Annotated in this window: 27 protein-coding genes; 1 reads left to right on the top strand and 26 read right to left on the bottom strand. The window is 42.3% G+C overall.

Annotated features, from left to right (window positions below; all coding sequences use genetic code 11):
- Positions 1–49: 49 nt before the first annotated feature.
- The 16 genes from cheR to DIC78_RS20015 form a co-directional block, all read right to left on the bottom strand.
- On the bottom strand, positions 50–820 hold the full coding sequence (cheR, locus tag DIC78_RS20090) for a protein-glutamate O-methyltransferase CheR (protein WP_024121866.1): 771 nt from the start codon (positions 818–820) through the stop codon (positions 50–52).
- 232 nt (positions 821–1,052) lie between these two features.
- Positions 1,053–1,502 (bottom strand): nucleoside-diphosphate kinase, encoded by a 450-nt coding sequence (ndk, locus tag DIC78_RS20085; protein ID WP_081638330.1) that lies wholly within the window; start codon positions 1,500–1,502, stop codon positions 1,053–1,055.
- Between the two features lie 115 nt (positions 1,503–1,617).
- Complete coding sequence (gene hepT, locus DIC78_RS20080; RefSeq protein WP_024121868.1) at positions 1,618–2,580, bottom strand: heptaprenyl diphosphate synthase component II; 963 nt, start codon at positions 2,578–2,580, stop codon at positions 1,618–1,620.
- A gap of 25 nt (positions 2,581–2,605) precedes the next feature.
- Positions 2,606–3,307, bottom strand: a complete 702-nt coding sequence (menG, locus tag DIC78_RS20075) for a demethylmenaquinone methyltransferase (RefSeq protein ID WP_024121869.1) — start codon at positions 3,305–3,307, stop codon at positions 2,606–2,608.
- 5 nt (positions 3,308–3,312) lie between these two features.
- The gene (gene hepS, locus DIC78_RS20070) at positions 3,313–4,068 is read right to left on the bottom strand and encodes a heptaprenyl diphosphate synthase component 1 (RefSeq protein ID WP_024121870.1); all 756 of its coding nucleotides are present in this window, start codon (positions 4,066–4,068) and stop codon (positions 3,313–3,315) included.
- A gap of 165 nt (positions 4,069–4,233) precedes the next feature.
- Complete coding sequence (gene mtrB, locus DIC78_RS20065; RefSeq protein WP_024121871.1) at positions 4,234–4,461, bottom strand: trp RNA-binding attenuation protein MtrB; 228 nt, start codon at positions 4,459–4,461, stop codon at positions 4,234–4,236.
- 21 nt (positions 4,462–4,482) lie between these two features.
- Positions 4,483–5,055, bottom strand: a complete 573-nt coding sequence (folE, locus tag DIC78_RS20060) for a GTP cyclohydrolase I FolE (protein WP_010334745.1) — start codon at positions 5,053–5,055, stop codon at positions 4,483–4,485.
- A gap of 175 nt (positions 5,056–5,230) precedes the next feature.
- Positions 5,231–5,509 (bottom strand): non-specific DNA-binding protein Hbs, encoded by a 279-nt coding sequence (gene hbs, locus DIC78_RS20055; RefSeq protein WP_003153447.1) that lies wholly within the window; start codon positions 5,507–5,509, stop codon positions 5,231–5,233.
- A 372-nt stretch (positions 5,510–5,881) separates the two neighbouring features.
- Positions 5,882–7,360 (bottom strand): stage IV sporulation protein A, encoded by a 1,479-nt coding sequence (spoIVA, locus tag DIC78_RS20050; RefSeq protein ID WP_010334746.1) that lies wholly within the window; start codon positions 7,358–7,360, stop codon positions 5,882–5,884.
- Positions 7,361–7,542: 182 nt separating this feature from the next.
- Positions 7,543–8,277 carry a YphF family lipoprotein gene (locus DIC78_RS20045; protein WP_024121872.1) on the bottom strand — a complete coding sequence of 245 codons (735 nt, stop codon included), beginning with the start codon at positions 8,275–8,277 and terminating at the stop codon, positions 7,543–7,545.
- A 21-nt stretch (positions 8,278–8,298) separates the two neighbouring features.
- Positions 8,299–8,502 carry a DUF2768 domain-containing protein gene (locus DIC78_RS20040; RefSeq protein WP_024121873.1) on the bottom strand — a complete coding sequence of 68 codons (204 nt, stop codon included), beginning with the start codon at positions 8,500–8,502 and terminating at the stop codon, positions 8,299–8,301.
- A gap of 336 nt (positions 8,503–8,838) precedes the next feature.
- On the bottom strand, positions 8,839–9,876 hold the full coding sequence (locus tag DIC78_RS20035) for an NAD(P)H-dependent glycerol-3-phosphate dehydrogenase (protein ID WP_106020031.1): 1,038 nt from the start codon (positions 9,874–9,876) through the stop codon (positions 8,839–8,841).
- 17 nt (positions 9,877–9,893) lie between these two features.
- Positions 9,894–11,204 carry a ribosome biogenesis GTPase Der gene (gene der / locus DIC78_RS20030; protein WP_010334750.1) on the bottom strand — a complete coding sequence of 437 codons (1,311 nt, stop codon included), beginning with the start codon at positions 11,202–11,204 and terminating at the stop codon, positions 9,894–9,896.
- Positions 11,205–11,357: 153 nt separating this feature from the next.
- On the bottom strand, positions 11,358–11,552 hold the full coding sequence (locus DIC78_RS20025; protein ID WP_024121875.1) for a capping complex subunit for YIEGIA: 195 nt from the start codon (positions 11,550–11,552) through the stop codon (positions 11,358–11,360).
- Positions 11,549–12,442: a YIEGIA family protein gene (locus DIC78_RS20020; RefSeq protein WP_044155014.1), complete on the bottom strand. Its 894-nt coding sequence runs from the start codon at positions 12,440–12,442 to the stop codon at positions 11,549–11,551. Before DIC78_RS20020 ends, DIC78_RS20025 begins: the two co-directional genes overlap by 4 nt.
- Positions 12,439–13,041, bottom strand: a complete 603-nt coding sequence (locus tag DIC78_RS20015; RefSeq protein ID WP_127696819.1) for a YphA family membrane protein — start codon at positions 13,039–13,041, stop codon at positions 12,439–12,441. The genes DIC78_RS20020 and DIC78_RS20015 overlap by 4 nt, the downstream gene beginning before the upstream one ends.
- Before the next feature lie 77 nt (positions 13,042–13,118).
- Here DIC78_RS20015 and DIC78_RS20010 point away from each other — a divergent pair, with 77 nt between their 5' ends.
- Complete coding sequence (locus DIC78_RS20010; RefSeq protein WP_010334754.1) at positions 13,119–13,250, top strand: YpzI family protein; 132 nt, start codon at positions 13,119–13,121, stop codon at positions 13,248–13,250.
- A gap of 49 nt (positions 13,251–13,299) precedes the next feature.
- Here DIC78_RS20010 and fni read toward each other — a convergent pair whose 3' ends face one another.
- From fni to gudB, 10 genes are all read right to left on the bottom strand, one after another.
- Positions 13,300–14,349 carry a type 2 isopentenyl-diphosphate Delta-isomerase gene (gene fni / locus DIC78_RS20005; RefSeq protein ID WP_127696818.1) on the bottom strand — a complete coding sequence of 350 codons (1,050 nt, stop codon included), beginning with the start codon at positions 14,347–14,349 and terminating at the stop codon, positions 13,300–13,302.
- 12 nt (positions 14,350–14,361) lie between these two features.
- The gene (gene rpsA / locus DIC78_RS20000; RefSeq protein WP_024121879.1) at positions 14,362–15,510 is read right to left on the bottom strand and encodes a 30S ribosomal protein S1; all 1,149 of its coding nucleotides are present in this window, start codon (positions 15,508–15,510) and stop codon (positions 14,362–14,364) included.
- 236 nt (positions 15,511–15,746) lie between these two features.
- Positions 15,747–16,421: a (d)CMP kinase gene (gene cmk, locus DIC78_RS19995; protein ID WP_044155003.1), complete on the bottom strand. Its 675-nt coding sequence runs from the start codon at positions 16,419–16,421 to the stop codon at positions 15,747–15,749.
- 78 nt (positions 16,422–16,499) lie between these two features.
- The gene (locus DIC78_RS19990) at positions 16,500–16,676 is read right to left on the bottom strand and encodes a YpfB family protein (RefSeq protein WP_063623048.1); all 177 of its coding nucleotides are present in this window, start codon (positions 16,674–16,676) and stop codon (positions 16,500–16,502) included.
- 44 nt (positions 16,677–16,720) lie between these two features.
- Positions 16,721–17,377: a cyclic di-GMP receptor DgrA gene (locus DIC78_RS19985; RefSeq protein WP_127696817.1), complete on the bottom strand. Its 657-nt coding sequence runs from the start codon at positions 17,375–17,377 to the stop codon at positions 16,721–16,723.
- Between the two features lie 93 nt (positions 17,378–17,470).
- Positions 17,471–18,823: a germination protein YpeB gene (gene ypeB / locus DIC78_RS19980; RefSeq protein ID WP_127696816.1), complete on the bottom strand. Its 1,353-nt coding sequence runs from the start codon at positions 18,821–18,823 to the stop codon at positions 17,471–17,473.
- A gap of 36 nt (positions 18,824–18,859) precedes the next feature.
- Positions 18,860–19,774, bottom strand: coding sequence for a spore cortex-lytic enzyme (gene sleB / locus DIC78_RS19975; RefSeq protein ID WP_024121884.1), 915 nt, complete (start codon positions 19,772–19,774; stop codon positions 18,860–18,862).
- Between the two features lie 143 nt (positions 19,775–19,917).
- Positions 19,918–20,574, bottom strand: a complete 657-nt coding sequence (gene prsW, locus DIC78_RS19970; RefSeq protein ID WP_024121885.1) for a glutamic-type intramembrane protease PrsW — start codon at positions 20,572–20,574, stop codon at positions 19,918–19,920.
- 120 nt (positions 20,575–20,694) lie between these two features.
- Positions 20,695–21,669: a YpdA family putative bacillithiol disulfide reductase gene (locus tag DIC78_RS19965; protein WP_024121886.1), complete on the bottom strand. Its 975-nt coding sequence runs from the start codon at positions 21,667–21,669 to the stop codon at positions 20,695–20,697.
- Between the two features lie 108 nt (positions 21,670–21,777).
- The gene (gene gudB, locus DIC78_RS19960; RefSeq protein WP_044154979.1) at positions 21,778–23,052 is read right to left on the bottom strand and encodes an NAD-specific glutamate dehydrogenase; all 1,275 of its coding nucleotides are present in this window, start codon (positions 23,050–23,052) and stop codon (positions 21,778–21,780) included.
- Positions 23,053–23,063 lie beyond the last annotated feature (11 nt).

The following is a 23,063-nucleotide window of genomic DNA, read 5'->3' as shown; positions in this document are numbered from 1 at the left end:
ACGCTTTTAAGTAAAACTACTATAACATATTTTTCGGCAAAAAGTCAGTCTATCTTTTTTGATAAAAGAATGTATCCGCGGGAGAAAGGCCGAATTTCTCCGGATTGAAGATCTGCTCTGTGCTGCCGACAAAGAGAACCCCATTCTTTTTTAAGCTATGCGCCATTTTTAAGTACAGCTCTTCCTTTGCGTTTTCTGTAAAATAAATAAAAACATTGCGGCACACAATCAAATCAAAGTCTTGCTCGTAGCGATCCGCAAGCAGATTATGTTTTTGAAACCTAATGTTCTTCTTTATGTCATGTTTCACTTCATAGCTCTTATCAGCGTTTTGAGTAAAATAACGATCCTTCACAGAAGACGGCACTTCTTGCAAAGACCGCTCCTGATACACGCCTTTTTTCGCTTTTTCCAATGCTTTATCATCTATATCAGTCGCTAAAATCTGATAGCCTGGGAGCCCTTTCTGCTGATCTAAAATCATTGCGAGCGTATAAGGCTCCTCCCCTGTAGAGCATGCCGCGCTCCATATTTTTAAAGGCTTTGAATGTTTGATTAAAGGCAAAATAGCTGTTTCAAGTACTTCCCATCTTTTATAATTTCGATAAAATTCTGAAACATTAATCGTCATTCTGTCCAATGTTTCATTTAAAAGCGCCTGATCCTTTTCTAATGCCGCTGCAAAATCCTTAAAGCTTTGAAAACCTTTTTTCTCATAAAGGGATGTCAGCCTTCTCTTCATTTGCGCTTCTTTGTATAAAGTTAAATCAACTCCGGTTAATTGCTTCCATTTGGTTGTAAATACGCTGTATGTATCCATCTCTTCTCTCCCAGTCTCGCTGTCTTTTGTCCTAGTATAGCTTGTTTTATCAGGAAATTGTATTGTTTCAAATAAAAAAATCAGCTTTTCAGCTGATTTCAGATGATTGGTAATGACAGTGGTGGATCCCCTGCCGTTTAGCCATATATTCAAGTCAATGTAAACCTTTACAAAAAAGCCGGAACCGGCGGAGTGCAGATGCCGGCTCTTCTCTCGGCTTTTTCAGCAATGATTAATAGATCCAGCCTGTCATGAGTTGTTGATATGATACTAACTCTTCATCCTTAAAGAAAATATTAATCTCACGCTCAGCGCTTTCCAGAGAATCAGAGCCGTGGATAATATTTTTTCCGACAAACATGCCGAAATCCCCGCGAATGGTGCCTGGCAATGCTTCTTTAGGGTTTGTTTTTCCAATCAGCTGCCTGGTCACTTCAACGACATTTTCGCCTTCCCACACCATCGCAAAAACTGGTCCGGAAGTAATAAACTCAACAAGTTCTCCAAAGAAAGGCTTCCCTTGATGTTCGGCATAGTGTTTCTCAGCCATTTGTTCAGTTACTCTCATCAGCTTTGCGCCAGCTAATTGCAAGCCCTTACGTTCGAATCTAGATAAAATTTCCCCGATCAGCTGCCGTTGGACACCGTCCGGTTTCACCATGATAAAAGTCTTTTCCATCACATTCTCCACCCCATCATATGTATGTATAGGCTTTCACATTGCACACCGAAATCGTAACATCTTTCAGATAATTAATCAATCCGGGGCGGAGAAATTTCTTAATATCTACAAAAAATTAAAATTTTCTTTTGCCGATATATTTTGCGATGGCTGCAAGAGAAGAACGCGCACGCCCTCTCGGAAGCGTGTTAAGTTTTTGGAAAGCTTTTTGCAGATACATCTCGCTCACTGCCATCGATGCTTCAATTGCATCTGTCTTTTTGATTTCTTCAATAATGGGCGCAAGCTGTTCTTGTGTCGTCTCGCTGTTAATTAATTTAAGCTGATTCTTTAAAGCTGGATTTTTTAATGCATATAGGACAGGCAATGTAACATTTCCTTGAAGCAAATCGCCTCCAACCGGTTTACCCAGTTCTTCTTCAGTTGAAGTAAAATCAAGAATATCATCAATGATTTGATAAGACATGCCGACATAATATCCAAACCAGTAGAGCGCCTTATGAATCTTTTCTTCAGCTCCGGAAGCAATAGCCCCCAGCTGGCAGCTGACAGCGATAAGAAGCGCCGTTTTTCTCTTTATGCGCCGCAGGTACGTTCTGAGATTCTGTTCCATGTTGTATTTGTCTTTGATTTGTTCAATCTCTCCAAGACACACTTCAACAATGGTCTGTGACAAGATCCGATGAGCTTTCGGTTCATTAATTCTCGTCATCATTTCAAGAGATCCGGCAAGCATATAATCGCCTGTATACATCGCAATTCGGTTATCCCATTTGGCTTTGATCGTCGGCTTTCCCCGGCGAAGCTCCGCATCGTCAATGACATCATCATGAACCAACGATGCCATATGAATCATTTCCAGAGTGACAGCGACATATTTAATCTTATTGATATCGTAATCGCCAAACATGCCGGAAAGCAGAACGAAGACAGGCCGAATCCGTTTGCCTCCTGCCTGCAAAAGATGAAGACCCGCCTCGCTCAAAAGCGGATAATCGGAGCGTACGGTTTGTTCAAGCTCCCTTTCAATTACATCAATATCGTCATTTAAAAAAGAGTAGGCCATTTTAAATTTCATATCATTCACCCAAACATCTGTGTTTTCATTTCCATCCGATATGCGTGGCAGCAACTCCGCCAGTAAACGAATGATATTTGACATTTTTCAGACCCGCCTCTTCAAACAGGCCTGCCAGTTCCTTCATACCAGGGAATTCTCTGGCTGACTCTTGGAGCCACGAGTATTCTTTATAGCTTTTCGCAAACAGCTTCCCGAAAAACGGCATAATATACTTAAAGTACATAAAATAAGCCTGTCTAAATCCAAACATTTCAGGCTGTGAGGTTTCCAGGCATACTACTTGTCCGCCAGGCTTCACCACACGTCTCATTTCTTTCAGTACGGTCAAATAATCCGGCACATTACGCAGTCCGAAGCCAATTGTTACAAAATCAAATGTATTATCATCAAAAGGGAGCTCCATTGCATTTCCGTGCAGCAGTTCGATTTGACTGAAACCGCCGTCTTTTACTTTCTGTTTGCCGACGCTCAGCATGTTTTCGCTGAAATCCAAACCCTTTATTTCACCGGTTTTACCGGCTGCTTTTGCAAGAGCAATCGTCCAGTCAGCTGTTCCGCAGCAAACATCAAGAGCTTTGGCGCCTTCTTTTACACCCATGATGCGCATCGTTTTATCACGCCATTTTTTGTGCTGCTGAAAACTGATGACAGAGTTCATTTGGTCGTAGTTTTTATATATTTTTTCAAATACTCCGTGTACGCGCTGTTCTTTTGAGTCCTGCATAATGGTTACCCTTCTTCCACTTTCTGATGATAAGTTTGGTCTTGGCTGATTGTCTTCAGGCGGTTTAATAAAATTTGCTGAATAGGTGAGCTTAGAGGCAGAAGTGACTCAATGCTGTTCTTTGCTTTCTTAAAACACTCTTCCAGCATCTCTTCTTTTGTTTTCCCCAGCTGTATAACACTGCCGATCACATCTAAAAATGTATCATTTCCGGTCATAAGCCGCTTATATACAAAAAAATCACTCGATAGCTTCTTCCAGCGCGGGAGATTGAAATGTTCAGACACCCGATGGAATAGAGCTGATTCAACGATGCCGACACTTTCGAAAAAATGGTGTTCGTCCTTTACAGATCGGTCATACAGACGAATTTTATGTTCATTGATTTCTTTAATTGCTGTAGCGAGCGTTCTAATCATGTAGATATCCTTCATTTCAGATAGTAATGAATAGTACAGTCCGCTGAAATAATCGCCTGCAAGAACAGTCAATTGGCGGTTCTTGTTTTCGTCTCGTTTTATGACTCTGGCTGTCGTTACTTCATCATGGGTATCAAGGGCGCTTTGTACAAGCATCGCTGTTACAATATAATTTTCTCTGTCATTGTTTTTTATGTCGGCTTCCTCAAATAATGCATGAAAAAGAAGAAGCTTATCCTCATCGATCTTAGGCGCAGAAATATGCTTCGCTAAATAAGGATGAGACAGCTTTTGTTTTATTTTCGTGTTCAGATTGGCTAAAGTTCCGTAGATGTCTTGCAAAAATATCACCCTTGTCCCCAAATTCACATTTATTTCTAAATCATATGTATGAGTTTTATTTTGTCATAAGATTACGCAGGTATCATTATAGCATAAAAAAAACAAATTGGCTGTATCCTCCCGCTGTTTGCGAGCATTTGCTTTAAAACAGCGGGGACAGCCAGCTTATTTTTTTTCGCTTTTCATTTCTCCGTATGCGGTTTGAATGAGCGCCTCTCCTCTGACTTTAATGGCAGAAGTATGCTCTGTAAACTGAGCAATGATCACTTCTCCCTTGTCGAGTTTTTCGGAATGGTGAAACTTTGTGTCCGTTCCCCTTGTCAGGCCGATCACATTCACTCCATCCTCAATTGCCTTAATGACGACAAAATCGCTTGAATGCTTTTCGTTCATTTATAGCACCCTCTATCTTTATTAGTCCTGGCGTTTAATATGTTCCAATACTTCTGAACGTGCAGCAGCATCATCTTTGAAAATGCCTCTGACAGCTGAAGTGACTGTTTTGGCGCCCGGCTTTCTTACGCCCCGCATTGTCATGCACATATGCTCTGCTTCAACAACAACCATTACGCCATGCGGATCAAGCGTTTCTACAATGCTTTCTGCAATTGTAGAAGTGATGCGCTCCTGAAGCTGCGGACGCTTAGCAACTGCCTCAACAGCACGCGCCAATTTGCTGAGCCCTGTGACTTTTCCGCCCCGCGGTATATATGCAACATGTGCTTTTCCGTAAAAAGGAACAAGGTGATGCTCACACATAGAATGAAACGCGATATCTTTTACTAGAACAAGCTCCTCATGGTCTTCACCGAAGATAGTCTGGAAATGTTCTTTTGGATCTTCATTCAAGCCGGAGAATACTTCGGCATACATCTTTGCGACTCGTTTCGGAGTATCAAGAAGCCCTTCTCTGTTTGGGTCCTCTCCGATCGCTTCTAAAATTTGACGAACAGCTTGTTCGATTTGTTCTTTATTAACTTCTTTCATATTCTGTGTCCTCCACCAATGAATACATTTAATTTCGATTCTAGCACACATGCCCCGCTAAAAGCAAAGTGAATGCACACGCTCCTAAAAAAATGAAAAGCCCCTTAAGAAGGGGCTTTTCTGTGAAGAAATAAAGTGTATGTAATCTAGATGCATACACGATCTATATTCACAATTATTTTCCGGCAACTGCGTCTTTAAGCGCTTTACCTGGTTTGAAAGCAGGTACTTTGCTTGCTGGAATTTCGATTTCTTCACCTGTTTGAGGGTTGCGTCCTTTACGTGCAGAACGTTCACGCACCTCGAAGTTACCAAAACCGATCAGTTGGATTTTATCACCGTTTTTAAGTGCATCTAAGATCGTATCAAAAACAGAGTCAACTGCTTTTGTCGCGTCTTTTTTAGACAATTCGCTTGCTTCCGCAACCGCATTAATAAGTTCTGTTTTGTTCATGCCTTTCACCTCCTCCCAAAAGGAATAAGCTCAGTTCGTTTATTATCATTTCTTCACAGTTCAGTCTGATTCTAAACCTGCCTGAGAAAAAAATCAGACAAGCAAGAGAAAGACAATTAAACGGCTTTTAAGAAAAACTGCACTCCAAGGAATGTTTGTCCATCAGAGTGAAGAATTTCTGTATGTAGAGTAACACATATAAAAAGCCATATCAAGCATTTTAAAGCGTCAATCCCTTGCTCGTCAAGGATTTAACGTGATTTATCGAACAAATATTCCTTTTTTTCCTTTTTTCATCCTATTCCTTGATCCTTTTCCAATATTAAGAGCAAAGAAAAAAGACCTCCTATTCTATAAAGAGGTCTCCCCGCATTACAGGATAATGGCGATTAAGCCGCCTGATCCTTCGTTTATGATTCTTTCTAATGTTTCTTTTAATTTATATCGTGCGTTTTCAGGCATCAGTGACAGCTTAGCCTGAATCCCTTCTCTCACGATAGAGCTGAGCGATCTTCCAAAAATGTCAGAGTTCCAAATTGAAAGCGGATCATCCTCAAAGTCCTGCATTAAGTAACGCACCAGTTCCTCGCTTTGTTTTTCAGTTCCGATAATCGGCGCAAATTCGCTTTCGACATCCACTTTGATCATATGGATTGACGGTGCGACAGCTTTCAATCTTACGCCGAATCTGGAGCCTTGCCGTATAATTTCCGGCTCATCCAGACTCATGTCAGTTAAAGCAGGCGCTGCAATGCCGTATCCCGTCTGTTTGACCATTTTTAAAGCGTCGGACACCTGGTCATATTCCGTTTTCGCATGGGCAAAATCCTGCATCAGCTCAAGCAGGTGGTCTCTGCCCCTGATTTCAACGCCTACCACTTCTTTTAGGATTTGATCATATAAATGGTCGGGCGCATACAAATCAATTTCTGCAACCCCTTGGCCGAGCTCAATCCCGGCTAATCCGGCACTTTCAATAAACTCAAACTCGCTGAATTGACCGACAACCCTGTCGACATCACGGAGCCGTTTAATATCCTTAACAGTTTCCTTCACTGATTCCTGATAGCTCTCGCGCAGCCAATGGTTTTCTTTCAACACCATGACCCAGCTTGGAAGATTTACATTTACTTCAAGCACAGGAAACTCATAAAGAGCCTCTCTGAGAACATTCAGTACATCGTTTTCCCGCATACTTTCTACGCTCATTGCCAAAACAGGGATATCGTATTTCTCGCTTAAATCCTGGCGCATCGCCTCTGTCTCCGGGTGATACGGTTTTACTGAGTTAATGACCATAATAAAGGGTTTTCCAACTTCTTTCAGCTCTTCAATGACTCTTTCTTCTGCCTCTATATAGTCACTTCTGGCGATATCACCAATCGTGCCGTCTGTCGTAATAACCACTCCGATGGTCGAATGTTCTTGAATCACCTTCCGCGTTCCGATTTCAGCAGCCTCGTGAAATGGGATCGGTTCTTCGTACCAAGGTGTATTAATCATCCGCGGGCCGTTTTCATCCTCGTATCCTTTTGCACCCGGCACTGTGTAGCCTACACAATCTACTAATCTTATATTGACATCGAGTCCGTCTGATACATGAACAGACATCGCCTGATTCGGAACAAATTTAGGCTCTGTAGTCATAATCGTTTTTCCGGCTGCGCTTTGAGGCAGTTCATCCTGCGCACGTGCCCGGTCTGCTTCATTACTGATATTCGGGAGCACCACAAGCTCCATAAATTTCTTAATAAACGTAGATTTCCCTGTACGGACAGCACCAACGACTCCTAAGTATATATCGCCTCCTGTTCGTTCAGCGATATCCTTGAAAATATCGACCTTTTCCAAGTGATCCCCTCCCGGACTTCCTATCCTTATCAATTTTATTAACCTTTTTCAATCAAACACAGGACACTATATGTGTATGACGTTGTCCTATTTCAATATGACATCTTTAGAAAATTTTCCATCCTTAATCTATTAAAGTATAAAAAAACCTTTCTCCCTATTTGTATGCAAGGGAGAAAGGTTCATTCCTTTTTTATATCATTTTCTAAAAAAACAGGTTCTTGTTTGTCATTAACGGTATATTTCACTGAAAATGCGGGGACGAAAGGCGTCTCTTCCCATATTATGTCCTGTATTTCCGTGCCGGGTTTAAAAGTTTTTTTGCTTTTTTTGAGACAGGAAACGAGCTCTGTCCGATAGTCGGCATAAATTTCTCCGTCTCCGTCAATCATAAGCGGCAGGGAGTTTCCTGAGATTGGGCTTGTGACAGAAAGAGAGTCAGCCTCCCCTAGTTTTTTCCCATCAAGCGTAAACAAGTCACGCGCTAATACATCCTGATATGGCGGATATTTATGTTCTTGGCGGTACATTTGAACGCGTAATTTGATATCACGTATTTTTTCCGCCATCTTTACATCAATCAGTTTAACAGTCGGATTATTCTCTACATCGACAAGCACGTATTGATAGTCTCCGCCGCTTTCATATGCCGTGCTTGGAGGTTCAGCCATATATCTCGGCGCTAAACGGTTAAAATCTATCGGATATTTTTGATAAAGCGGTGTTGACATATCTTTTGTTTGAATCGGAAGCAGTCCTCCGTTTGCCTTTTGAAATTCATCAACGGCGGATTGAACCAGCTTTAATTGGTCCTGATATGGAGTGGCTTGTACACTGCTTTTCCGCTCATGTGGATATAAACATCCAGATAAGAAAATCACTGCTACAAAAATCATAGCGCACTTCAGTTTACCCATACAGCACTTCCTTTTACAGCTTTATTCATTAACAGGGCCGCTGAATACCACCACAAATACAATAATTCCTGAAATCAATACACACATGTAAGCAAACGATGAAACTGCAATCTTCAGAAAACGGTTTCGGCATTTAAAACGGCTTAAATAGATGCATGCTACGGCCAGAAACATCAGCCCCATGGAACCAAGGGCAAACCACATTTTGATCAATGCCAGACTCAAATGACCCGCGCCCCCTCCGACATTTGTTTTGTAAGCGTTATATTTTATTTTAATATACAGCGCTTGAAAAGATCAACCAGATTTTCCATCCTTTGATAGAATAAAAAAACTGAAGCAAAGAGGGGGACTTTGCTTCAGTCAAATTGACTATATTCACCTACGTTTAAGAAACACTCTCTTGGACTTCGATGCTATAGTATGCGACTTTGCATACAGATGCATCCTCTCTTGCCTAAATCGGCAAAATGTTTCAGGAGATCCCAAGGCATGGGTATTCTTCTGTGTTTCGGGCTTTCGTGCAATTAGAATATGCGGAATTCTATTCCGTTGACACTTTTATTTAACTTGGTTATCAAATGTATTCACCAAGTCCTCCATCTCGTGGGTTTTCCCTCTCGCCATTAAGGATTCAACAGCGGTTTCTACCTTTTGTCCATTAAACAGAACTTGATGAAGGGCTTCTGTAATCGGCATTTGCACCTGATATTTTTCTGAAAGCTGGTAAGCCGCTTTTGTCGTGCGCACTCCCTCAACGACCATTCCCATTTCTTCGAGAACGTCCTCAAGCTTGTACCCTTTTCCGAGTAAATTGCCGGCACGCCAGTTTCTGGAGTGAACACTTGTGCACGTAACAATCAGGTCTCCGACACCTGTCAATCCGGAAAACGTTAGCGGATTCCCGCCCATTTTTGTGCCGAGTCTCGCAATTTCAGCAAGACCCCGCGTAATCAAAGCAGCTTTGGCATTATCGCCGTATCCTAAGCCGTCTGTGATTCCAGCAGCAAGGGCGATAATATTTTTCAGAGCGCCTCCGATTTCTACACCGATAATGTCAGGATTTGTGTACACCCGAAAATTGTGGTTTATAAACAGATCCTGCACCTCTTCTGCAGCCTGCATGCTCTTTGAAGAGGAAGTGACGGTTGTCGGATGCCGGAGTCCTACTTCTTCAGCATGGCTCGGCCCGGAGAGCACGACAATGTCCTTTCTGACATCACTCGGGAGCTCAAATTCCATAATTTCAGAAATACGCAGGAGCGAATCCGGCTCTATCCCCTTACTCACATGAACAAAAACTGCTTTTTTCGTCATAAAAGGCACTGCCTGTCTCAACACTTCCCGAATCGCTTTGGTCGGAACAGCAACTATGATGAAATCTGCGTCTGACACAGCCTCCCCGATTTCCGTTGTTGCTTGAATCGATTCAGGGAGCTTGACATCAGGCAAATAATCCTTATTTTCGTGCAGATCATTTATTTGTTGGATCAGCTCCGCACGATGCCCCCACATTCTCACATCATGGTCGTTATCGGCTAATACTAAAGCCAGTGCCGTTCCCCAGCTTCCGGCTCCAAGCATTGTGACTCTTTTCATATTTGCTTCACACCTTTTTATTTTCTAGCTCTTGCAAATATTTTGATTGGTGTCCCCTCAAAACCGAACGCGTCTCTGATTCGGTTTTCTAAAAATCGTTCGTATGAAAAATGCATCAGTTCCGGATCGTTTACAAACACAACAAAACTCGGCGGCTTCACCGCAACTTGAGTCGCATAATAAATTTTCAAGCGTGACCCGTTATGAGTTGGTGTCGGATTCATTGCTACAGCATCCATAATGATGTCATTTAAGACATTCGTCTGGACACGAAGTGAGTGATTTTCACTTGCTTTAATGATTGCAGGCATGAGCGTATGAATCCGTTTTGTCGTTAATGCTGACATGAACAGAATCGGTGCATAGTCAAGAAATTGAAAATGGTCGCGGATATTTTGTTCAAATTCTTTCATCGTGCTTTCATCTTTGTCTACAGCATCCCATTTATTCACTACGATCACGACAGCCTTGCCTGCTTCATGTGCATAACCCGCGATTCGCTTGTCCTGTTCGATAATGCCTTCCTCACCGTCAAGCACCACCGCAACAACTTCAGAGCGGTCAATGGCTTTCAGCGCCCGCAGCACGCTGTACTTTTCAGTCGTTTCATACACTTTACCTTTTTTTCTCATGCCGGCAGTGTCTACAATGACAAAATCCTGCTGGTTATAAGTAAATGTTGTATCAACGGCATCTCTTGTTGTTCCTGCCACGTTACTCACAATGACACGATCTTCGCCAAGAATCGCGTTTACCAGAGAAGACTTCCCTACATTCGGACGTCCGATCAGGCAAAATTGAACGACTTCATCATCGTATTTTGTCTCAGGGATATTTTTAAAATGCTCCGCTGCGGCATCCAATAAATCACCGAGTCCCAGCCCGTGTGTTCCTGAAACCGGATACGGTTCACCAAAGCCCAGCGAATAAAAATCATAAATATTCGCTCTCATTTCTGTGTTATCCAGTTTATTTACCGCTAAAACAACAGGCTTTTTCGTGCGGTACAAAATTTTCGCTACTTCTTCATCAGCAGCAGTCACACCTTCACGGCCATTCACCATAAAAATAATGACATCCGCTTCATCCATGGCGATTTCGGCCTGCTCGCGTATCTGTGTTAGAAACGGCTCATCACCGATATCAATACCGCCCGTATCAATCAAATTAAAATCATAATTCAGCCATTCAGCCGAGCTGTATATCCGATCCCTTGTCACACCAGGGGTATCTTCTACTATTGAAATTCTTTCACCCGCAATCCGGTTAAAGATTGTGGATTTTCCTACATTCGGTCTCCCGACAATGGCTACGACAGGTTTACCCATAGTACCCTTCCTTTCGATCCAGCCGCTTTCATTTTTACATAAATTCTCAACCGGTTATTTAAATCATCTCATTCACTTTTATGAAAAGAAACCCTTCAGAGGAAGGGCTTAACTCATTTATTATATCAGTTTTTACTGGGATCACAACTATTCTTAAAAATGTTTCACGATCAAATAAACATCTTCCCCAATTCTATGGGCAATTCCGTCAAGGATTGCCTCAAGGTTTTTAGCGAAAAGCTCCATCTCTTTTTGGTCATTACAAAAAAAGATGGGTGTCCCTCCTGAAGCACGGTTCCGGTTTGTCGTGATAACAGACAAAATCACTTTCGTCAGCGATTCACTCATCCTATCACCTTATCCTGTTTTTTGATAAATTCCGTAGGCATTCTGATTGCGTTTTCCAAGGTCGGAACATTACTGATAATCTGAACAGCTGTTTCCGGGTGATGAATTTGCGGCAGGACAAAAACGCCCACTCTTCCGTCATTAAGATCCCTTTTCGCAATTGGCGTCAGGGACGGCTCTCCTGAGTCCCGATACACCCCCAGCACATTGGAGACATCAAATAAAATGGCCTGGCGCTGACCCAGGTTGGCAATGGTTGCAGCTGAATTAAAATTTTTAGGGGTTAAAATAAACCCCATGCCATGCTTTAAAATCAGCTCCTGTTTCTCCGGAAGTCCGATGTTCATCATATAAATATTATCTACAAACAGACCCGGCCCTTCGAAGTGAGGCTCTATGTACTCAATATCGACAATATCTTTCAATACACTGCCGGACATAAATTTCATTGCTAACAAAAAACAAACAACAGCGGTGATGACAGCAGCCCAGATTGAGAAAAACACGTACGCCGATGTTGTCAAAAGAGCAGTAAAAATTACGATATAATTTCTGCTTTCAAACGCAATGGCGATTCCTTCAATATAAGTGCTTCCTCTTGAGACAAGTTCGTACGAATCCATTTGTGTCAGCGTATTCCGCTCCATATTTCTGACATCTCTGAATTGAGTGGCTGCAAGTGTCAAAAACGTGATGGCCGTAAACTCCTCCTGTAATAGCGCAGGCATAATAATGGCCCCTAACCCTGCCGCAATAAGCCCAAGTGCAATATGAATGACTTTTCCGTGAATATAGGTCGGATACTGACGGTAATCTGTTTTCAGCATATACAGCCTTGTGGCGACTCCTGCTACGACCCCCGCAATAATCGGATAGATGTAATCACTCATGACATTTTAGTAGCTCCTTTGTTTGATCTTTTGCCTCTCTGGCCAATTTGACTGGCGAGCTGTTCATACTTTGATATGCCAAACAGCAATATCGTTCCCGCAGAGCACGCGTTAAGCCATTGAAAACCTCCGACAGCCGTATGCCCTGCCAATTGTTGAATGACAAAAGAATACACCAGTTCACCTTGGCACATTCCTAGAACATATAAGGCAAGCTGCATCTGAAAATCCCTTTCAACAGAAGCAGTCAAAAGCACACATAATACAACAGCGGTCCACTCAGGTTTTATGATGAACCAAACCGGATCATATAATGCAAAAAGATAAACAAACGCATACCCGGAAACAAGCGTCAGGTGCACCATGATATAGCGAAATCGTTTATACATCCCTAAATATCCGGCATAGACCCACCCGCAAACGAGAAACATTACGTACGCCGCATTCAGAGAAAAATATAAAGTAAAGTGATGTATGCTTAAGATGATATTAGTCAAAATAAATACTGAGACGGCAAAGCGCCTTTTCGTCTTTCCAAGAATAAAGGTTGTCAGCACCCACAAAAACCACATTGACCAATAATAATAAAATTGTTCCATTTCGCTTCCTCCATACTCCCAGTATGGAGTCTAAACACTTTTTTTAAACAAACCGCTTCACGTAAAGGAGAATGATCATGGGAAAAGACAGACAGGAGAAAAAACTCAAGGCTTCGGGCAGAGTGGAATCAGACCGGGACCAATCGATTCACTATGACGGAGCCACCAGCCTTGAACAAAACGGCAAATTTAAAAAGCGTAAATCATAATACAAAAAGCCCAAAACTCACACCGTTTTGGGCTTTTCTTATACAGCTGTCAACGCACATTGTAATTGGAAGTATGAATGCCTCTCTCAGTCAGCCAGTGATGAGTCTCACCTTTTATGACAAGAGGAGCCCTTTGCAAATCAGAAATCGTACTGGTGCCAAGCACAGTCATAATCATTTTTAATTCCTCTAGGATCAGCTGAATCTCTTCAAGCAGCCCTTCTTCGCCTTTTTCAGTCAGCGCTTTTAAGAAGTGCCCTGCCATTCCGGTACAGGAAGCCCCAAGAGCTATCGCCTTCGCGACATCAAGCGCATTTTGAAGGCCGCCGGACGCAATCGTTGTTTTACCGGGAAACTCAGAGCGGATTTCCGCCAGGCTCGCTGCTGTTGAAATCCCCCATGAGTTGAAAAAAGTGATCTTCCGCTGTCTTCGGAGATTTTCTATTTTCGAGAAATTTGTCCCTCCGTAACCGCCGATATCAACAGCTGCCGCACCAGCTTCATACAGCTTTCTTGCTGATTCTTTGCTCATTCCGAAGCCTACTTCTTTTATTATGACAGGCACTTTGATTTCGCTGCAGATCTGTTCAATACGGGAAAGAGCGCCGCTAAAGCTTCTGTCGCCTTCGGGCATGACAATTTCCTGAATCACATTCAGGTGAATCTGCAACGCATCCGCCTTAATCATTTCGACAGCTTCCTTCGCCTGACGAGCTGTCGCCTCACTGCCCAAGTTGGCAAAAATCAGCCCATTCGGATTTTCCTTTCGGACGATTTCATACGAATAGCGTTCAGACGGGTCTTTTAACGCCGACATTTGTGAGCCGACAGCGAGAGGAATATCAGCTATACGAGCTGCTCTAGCAAGCGCCTTATTAATTTCATATGTAAGTTGTCCGCCGCCGCCAGTCATTGCATTGATAAAAATCGGCGAACTGCTTGAAAGTTCGCCGATTTTTGTGGAAATATCTACTTGTTCTAATGCAAGATCGGGCAGACTGACATGAACAAACGTAATATCATCAAGACCCGTCTCCCGCTTTTGGCCGGTAGACAGGGCATGATTGATGTGTTCTCTTTTCCGTTCTGCTCGAGTCACGTTTATCACCAATTATTTTAGTTTATTAAGCTTATCTCCGATCAGATCTCCAAGCTGGAAGCCAGTGCTTGTTTCTTCCTTCGCCTGATATTGGCGGTAATCCTCTTGATCGGCTTTAGGAGCTTCTTCAAGCTCACGCATGCTTAATGAAATGCGCTCTTCATTTTCATTCACATCAAGAACCTTCACTTTTACAGTCTGTCCTTCTTCAAGGACTTCATGCGGCGTGCCGATGTGTTTATTAGAAATTTGAGAAATATGAACGAGACCTTCTACGCCAGGAAGAATTTCAACAAACGCACCGAAGCTCACGAGGCGCTGAACCTTTCCTTCAAGCACATCACCCGGCTTGACCTTCTCCCCAATTTGGCTCCAAGGCCCAGGCAGAGTTTCTTTAATAGATAAAGAAATACGCTCATTATCCCGGTCAACCGATAATACTTTCACTTTCACTTCCTGTCCCTCTTCCACAACATCAGACGGCTTTTCAACGTGGGAGTGGGAAAGCTGTGAAATGTGCACAAGCCCGTCGATACCGCCGATATCAACAAACGCGCCAAAGTCAGTCAGGCGCTGCACTTTACCATCGAGCACACTTCCAACTTCTAGAGACTGAAGAAGGTCTTGTTTTTTATTCGCCTGCTCACTTTCAACAACCGCACGGTGTGAAAGGATGACGCGGTTTTTATCACGGTCAAGCTCTACTACGAGCAGAGACAGTGTTTTTCCTTTATAGTCGGTAAAATCTTCTACAAAATGCGCTTCTACAAGTGATGCCGGAATAAAGCCTCGAACGCCGATATCAACGACTAGACCGCCTTTTACGACATCTTTCACTTCAGCTTCAAACACTTCTTTTGTTTCAAATTTTTTCTCAAGGTCTTCCCAAGCGCGGTCTGCATCAACAGCACGTTTAGATAAAATCAAAGCATCGTCTTCCACTTTTGTTACTTTCAGGTCAAGCTCGTCGTCTACTTTTACGACATCCGATGCTTTCTCTACATGAAGACTTGATAATTCACTGATTGGAATAATACCGGACTGTTTGACATTGATAATTTCAACATCCACATGCTTGTCCTCTACCTTTGTCACAATCCCTTTTACTACATCTCCAACCTCTGGTACTTGAACATCAATTTGATTCATTTCCTCTGTCATTTGAATAACCTCCTTGGTCCAAACCTACACAGCTTAATTAAAAACGGTTTGAAAGCTGAACACGTATCATGCATGTCCGCTTTTAGCCGAATATGTATTAAAGAATCATCCAAAAAAGATTTTGAATGATCAATAAAAAGTTTTATTAGTATTAACTTCTAATAAAAGGACAGGTTTGTCAAGCAATAACATTCTTTCTTTGTTGAAAAATTCAAAAAAAGTGGCCTCCGCCGGTATCAGCGGGACTTTTGCTCCACTACATCAAGGATTTTTTCAGCAACTTCCTGAATGGAGAGAGAAGTCGTGTCGATTTCAAGCGCGTCATCTGCTTTTCGAAGCGGAGAAACTTCGCGCTCTGAATCGAGTTTATCTCTTCTTGCAATTTCCTCAATTAATGTTTCGTAGTTGGCATCGTAGCCTTTTTTTACATTTTCTTCATAACGGCGTTTCGCTCTCTCTTCAACAGATGCCAAAAGAAAGATCTTCACTTCGGCATTTGGAAGCACATGAGTTCCGATATCACGTCCGTCCATGACAACGCCGCCTTTTTCTCCGAGCTGCTGCTGGCGTTTCACCATTTCTTCCCTGACGCTTCTGTGCTTGGCAGCAATTGAGACTTGATTGCTGACCTCGTCTTTTCTGATGTCCTCAGTCACATCTGTGCCGTTGACAAGCACCTTTTGTCCTTCTTTTGTTGTAATCAGCTCAATATCGGTTTGCTTTAACAGCTCAGCCAATTTTGCTTCATCTGTCAAATCAACTTTTTCTTGTAAAGCCACATATGTAATGGCCCGATACATCGCTCCTGTATCAATATATATGTACGATTTTTTCTCAGCCACAATTTTGGCAACGGTGCTTTTCCCCGCAGCAGCCGGGCCGTCGATCGCAATCGATAATTTCTTTTCCATAATTCCTCTCCTTGCTCTTTTCTCCTCTATGGATTGTATCATGAACTTTATGAAAAAGGGTGAAAAATTCATGAATAATTAATGTTTGAAGGTTTCTACCCAATCATTAACTTCCATTTTGTCCACCCCTTCATATTGAATCACTTTTGAGACATAAGGTTCAATATGCTGATAGTGAAAAAGAAACTGGATACCAAGTAAAATCACTGCCTGAATGAACAATAATTTGAGCAGCAGCCGTTCAAAGGTCTTCATCAGCCCACCTCCATTACAAATAGTATGGAAGTGTTAGCCGATGTTTATTCCAATCGTCCCTTTCTTCTCTTGTTTAACTGGCGGCGAATGCAATACTGAAGAAGGAGCTGCTGATTACCGGATGAAATCTCCGAATACTCCAAGGTCATTTTACGTTTGCCTGATTTTGAATCATTAAACACACGCCTGACAACCGCGTCAGCCTCTATTTGATGCGTTTTCTCCTCATCCTGAAGGCTGATGAACAGGCGCAGCGTATCCCCGTGCTGAAAAGAATAGCCATCTGTCACAATCAAAGCAATACCGCCGGCGCTGATATTGTACGAGAGTGTATGAAACCCGTCTTTTTCATCTGCCGGCTCGACCAGCACATCCAATACCGCGTCAGTTCTTACATATTGCCGGCGCTGAATTCGCTTCATTTTTTCACGGGGAGGCACTTCAAGGCAGATCATTTGAAGCTTGTCCGTCACTTTTCCCTTAATTCGGCTTGAGAAGCGGTAAGGCACTTCGTCTTTACCGACAAACTCTACCGTTACTTCAGTATCATGATGTAAAATCACGGTTCTTCCTGTGTTTACATCAACCGGATATGCGATCAGGAGCTCTCCGTTTTCTATACTCACGGCTTTGCTCTTTGCTATTTTTAAATCATTTTCTTCTATGTATTCTAAGTGTACAGTTTCCCCAATCTCTATCATTGACTTCACTCTTTCGCATTCAATATACTCACTTTTTTATTAAATCATGTAATGAAAAAAAGGAAAAGACTTTTAGTCCTTTCCTCCTAGTTTTTATAGGTCTTTATATATAGGTTCAGCATTTTTTAGTTTTTCAACTTTCTCTTCCGTTCCGTCATTAGCATTTATATACATTCTGAATGTATCATTTTCAATCGTACCAAGCATTTCATAGCATGATACTTCCTGTCCTAATTCATTTGTGATCACAGCAAGCCTTGTTTCTCTCACTTCTACACTTTTGTTTAATTTTGCTTTCGCATCTTGTTCAGAGATAGCCGGCTTTGGTATGTCTCTTTTTCTGTGGGATGTTAAGAAATCTCGTGCTGAAAAGCCGACAACCTCGCCGTCATCCAAGGCAACTTTCATACGGATGGCTTCTGGATACATCCGGACATTATTTTCTATTGGAACATATGAGAATACACCGATTTTATCGTATTGCGCACTTTCATCGATTTCCAGATCTTTTGTTTCATATCCGTTTTTCTTTAGAAAAGCAAGGGCTCGATTCGATCCGTCATTCAAGCTGATTTTCTGATCTTTCACTTCTCTGTTTTGGATTAAATAAACCGGGTGTCCGCCTTTTTTTGTAATATCCATATATATCGCTGCTTTATGATCAGGATCTTTCATACTGATACTGTAGACGTCACGGTTTGTTTTTTTTCCGCTCTTTATCACTTTGATTGCATAATTGTCATCAGGTGCAAAGCGTTGGGCAATTTGTTTGGCTTCCTGTGCAGAAATTTCTTTTCCCTTCAGATGGGCAAAACCCTTCTCTTCTTTTTTGGTGCTGGTGAAACTTGGCCCAAGATCTGTTCCTGATGCAAAGGATCCAACATTTTTTTCAACCGTTTTAAAGCTGTTGATGATCGTGTTATCACTCTGTTTTTCATCAGAGGCCAGCGCCATCTCTACATCCATCCAGCGCAAGTTCTTGCTCATGACAAGGTGCTGAACGTGGCGCAGTTCATTTTGTATATCTTCTGATTGCTGATAAAGCTTATTTAACGAAGTATACTCTTTTTCGTCGAGCGGTTTTTGGTCCAAATCTCTGATTGACGTTTTATAGCTGAAATCGCCGATCTTGGATAACAGCTCTTCCGTTTTGTTAAACGGCATTAATGTAAGCGGCAGCTGACTGACACTGTTATGGGCTTCTGATGTAATTCTCCAAACATCTATCAATGCGGGGGACAGTGATTTTTTGCTGTTCATGGCAAGCGTTGCACCAATTTTATCATGCAGCTGGTCTACCTGATAGGTGAGCTCATGAAACGCCCGCTGATAGTTATTTTCAGCATGAAGAAGGACAGCGTCTTTTTCCTGGTGCTCTTTGTATCCCCAGTAACTAGTACCGACAATTGCAATACCTAGCACTGCGATTAAAATAGCTCTGATCATTTATCACACCTCATTTTTATGCTTTCTTATGTCCTGCTACTCACAGAAAATGTGTTTACCGATTCTCTTAATCTGCGGGCGCCCCCAAATCCACGCGCTGGTAGCTGTATCCGGATTAAAGTAATACAGCGCTTCCTCGGAAGGGTCCCAGCCATTAATGGCGTCTAATACTGCTTCTCTTGCTGTTTCGTTCGGCTGCATATAAATTTGTCCGTCAGCCACCGCTGTAAAGGCAAGCGGTTCAAAAATAACACCTGCTATTGAATTTGGAAATAACGGACTGTTTAAACGATTCAAGATAACTGCTGCAATAGCAACCTGTCCCTCGTACGGCTCGCCACGCGCTTCCCCGTAAACCGCTTGAGAAAGCAGCCGAATATCATTATTGGAAAAACCGCCCGGCATGTTAGCTGCAACCGCATCCTGTTTTCTGGTTTTTGCAGGCGTGTTGTTGTTTTGCTGTTTATTCGCTTGCGGCTGCTGTGTTATTTTTTCAGCAGGCTGTTTCTGCCGCGTCTCTGCTTGCTGCCTTGCTTTTTGAGTCGCTGTTTTTGACGGTTTCGTTTGGTATTTCAGCGGTATTTTTCCGTAATGCGTGAATTTATTTCCTTTTTGAAGCTGCTCCATGACATATTCACGGTAATATTTAGACTTAGATATCAAGGTCTGTTTGGTTTGGGCTCCGACCAGACCGTCTACCTCTTTTAAGCCGAATTGATCCTGAAAGTTCCGTACTGCCCAGTATGTCCCCCATCCATAAACCCCGTCAATTTTCCCATTATAATATCCGTTATATTGAAGACGCGCCTGCAGCTCGATCACATCGTCCCCTGTTGCCCCTCTTTGAATGACTTGATTAGAAAAGGCTGAAATTGTTTCAGTATTGATAAACGTCGTAATTATAAAGGAAAATAAGATGAGACATGCCATAATCGATCCTTTGGACTTCATCTTTTCAAGCCTCCTACAGCAAATTTTTGAGTGTAATCGTATTTTCTGTAACGAGGTTATTTTTATACACTCTTTCCTTCTTATCCCTCACAGCTTAAAAATTTCAGCAAATCAAAAAGCCGCACTATCGCTGTGCGGCTCTTCTATATCTGCATCATATTGACGGAACGGGCTTTTTTTGCTTTCCGCAAACCAAACCACCATAAAAATAACATAAATGGAAACATGTAATAGATCCAATTACTGAGGGCTGTCAGGATAAAGTCATACGACCCATGTAAAAGTGAAGGTACGGCCAACGAAAGGAAAAGCCATTTTACACGTGCTTTTTCAGCGGAAAAACGCGCTTTCCCTAGGTAAAACCCCATAATCACTCCAATTAAGGCATGGCATGAAACGGGCAGCAGCGCTCTGACAAACGCATGCTCCACGCCATGACCGATTAAATAAAGAATATTTTCGAGTGTCGCAAAACCGAGCGATACACTTGCGCCGTATACAATTCCGTCATAATGTTCATCAAAGTGGGCGTGCGGGTAAACACTGATCATTAAAATAAACCATTTTAATGATTCCTCCAAAAAGCCAGAAGACAAAAAAGAAACAAAAAAGCTTCCGCCTCCCACATTCTCTTTTTCAAGCACATACTGGATAAACATGGTGGGAAATACAAGAACAACCCCAAGAAAAAATGACCGAAGCACCATATGTACAGGTTCATTATCATACTGATCTTTTAAATAAAAATAACTTAACAGCGCGATGCCGGGAGCAATTCCTGCAGAGATGATTGCAAACATCAGGCAACCTCTTTCCTTTATATTCCTATGTCTATCCTACCATGTTGTGTATGAATTTACATCTGTCTGCCCTTAAAAAAACAAAAAGAGCATACGAATCCTTCATATGCTCTCCTCTTTTCACTTATCTTCTCTTTTTGCGATTTCATTTGCGATGTGGCCGCCGTGAAATCTTCCGTTTTCAATAAATATTTCATTTGCATTGTTTCCGGCAGCGATGACCCCTGCAATAAAAACGCCTTCCACATTGGTTTCCATCGTTTCTTCATTAAAAAACGGACGTCCTGATTCCTCATCGATTTTCACACCGATTTTTTTCAGAAATTGATGATCAGGGTGATAACCCGTCATGGCAAATACAAAGTCGTTTTTAATGGTAATCAGTTCCTGCTGGCCGGAGCGGAAAACGACTTTATCTTCAGTGATTTTTTCTACACAAGCGCCAAATTCCATTCGGATTGTACCGTTTCTTACTAAAGATTCGAATTCTGGCAGAATCCATGGCTTAATGCTAGAAGAATATTCATTGCCCCTGTATAAAACGGTGACACGCGCTCCTGATTTTACGAGTTCAAGCGCAGCATCTACACTTGAATTTTTCCCGCCGATAACGACGACGTCTTTATCGAAATACGGATGTCCTTCCTTAAAATAATGGAATACTTTCGGCAAATCCTCACCGGGTACGTTCATATAGTTTGGATGATCATAATAGCCTGTGGCAATAATGCAGTATGGTGTTGAATACGTCTCTTTTGACGTTTCGATAACAAATGAATTGTTTTCTGCTTTTGTCACTTTTTGCACCATTTCAAATGCATTCACACGGATCTTTTTCCGCTTCACGACTTCCCTGTAGTACGACAAAGCCTGAATTCTGACAGGCTTTCTGTTTTCGGTAATAAATGCCACGTCACCGATTTCAAGCTTTTCACTTGAGCTGAAAAAGGTTTGATGCGTCGGATAATTGTAAATACTGTTAACGACATTGCCTTTTTCAATGACGAGGGCATCAATGCCAATTTGTTTTAGGTGAATGGCCGCAGATAACCCGCAAGGACCTCCGCCAATAATTATTGCTTTTTCTTCAATCATTTCCGTCAACTCCTGCGATTGGCATTCGATTCACATTTTTCTATTTCCAAATAAAAAAATCTCCTATTTTATCATAGGAGATTTTTATTTTTTATGCAAATCATCAACTTATATCCAGCCTCTAAAGCGCGAAGCCTCCGCCATTTTACGCACGCCTACCATATAAGCGGCAAGTCTCATGTCGATTCTTCGGTTGTTGGCCATTTCATAAATATTGTTGAATGATTTTACCATCATTTTTTCTAATTTCTCTTCTACTTCTTCCTCGCCCCAGTAGAAGCCTTGGTTATTCTGAACCCATTCAAAATAAGAAACCGTTACGCCTCCCGCGCTTGCCAGTACATCCGGAACAAGCAGAATGTCACGGTCTGAAAGAATTTTTGTTCCTTCAAGCGTAGTTGGGCCGTTTGCTGCTTCAACAACGATTTTCGCCTGAATGTTATGGGCATTTTCTTCTGTAATTTGGTTTTCAATCGCGGCAGGAACTAAAATATCACAATCCAGTTCCAGCAGCTCTTGGTTCGTAATGGTATCGTTGAAAAGCTTTGTCACTGTGCCAAAACTGTCGCGGCGGTCGAGTAAATAATCAATATCAAGGCCTTCAGGGTCATACAGTCCGCCGTATGCATCGGATATGCCGACAACCTTTGCCCCTGCATCATGCATAAATTTTGCCAAATAGCTTCCGGCGTTTCCGAAGCCTTGAACGACAACTCGCGCACCTTTAATATCGATGCCTTTTTTCTTCGCCGCTTCTTTTATGCAGATGGTTACACCTTTTGCTGTCGCTGATTCTCTCCCGTGAGATCCGCCAAGCACAAGCGGTTTGCCTGTAATGAACCCAGGCGAATTAAATTCATCAATTCTTGAATACTCATCCATCATCCAAGCCATGATTTGTGAGTTTGTAAATACATCCGGTGCCGGCACGTCTTTCGTCGGACCGACAATTTGGCTGATAGCTCTGACATAACCCCTGCTTAGACGCTCCAGCTCTCTAAACGACATATCCCTTGGATCACAAACAATTCCGCCTTTACCACCGCCATATGGAAGATCAATGATACCGCATTTTAAACTCATCCAAATGGAAAGTGCCTTCACCTCTTTTTCAGTTACGTTCGGGTGAAAACGTATCCCGCCTTTTGTCGGACCGACAGAGTCATTGTGCTGGGCACGATAACCCGTAAAAATCTTGACTGAACCGTCGTCCATACGAACTGGTATTTTTACCGTTAATAATCTCATCGGCTCTTTTAACAGTTCGTATACTTCTTCAGGATATCCCAATTTTTCCAGAGCCTTATGTATTACGGTTTGGGTTGATTTTAATACATCAAGTTTGTCCTCTTCTGTATGACCGGTGTTTCGATCGGCTGCCATTTGAGTTAACC

Origin of the sequence: Bacillus halotolerans, assembly GCF_004006435.1 — a bacterium.
Classification (GTDB): Bacteria; Bacillota; Bacilli; order Bacillales; family Bacillaceae; genus Bacillus; species Bacillus halotolerans.
This window is presented reverse-complemented; position numbering and strand designations above follow the sequence as displayed.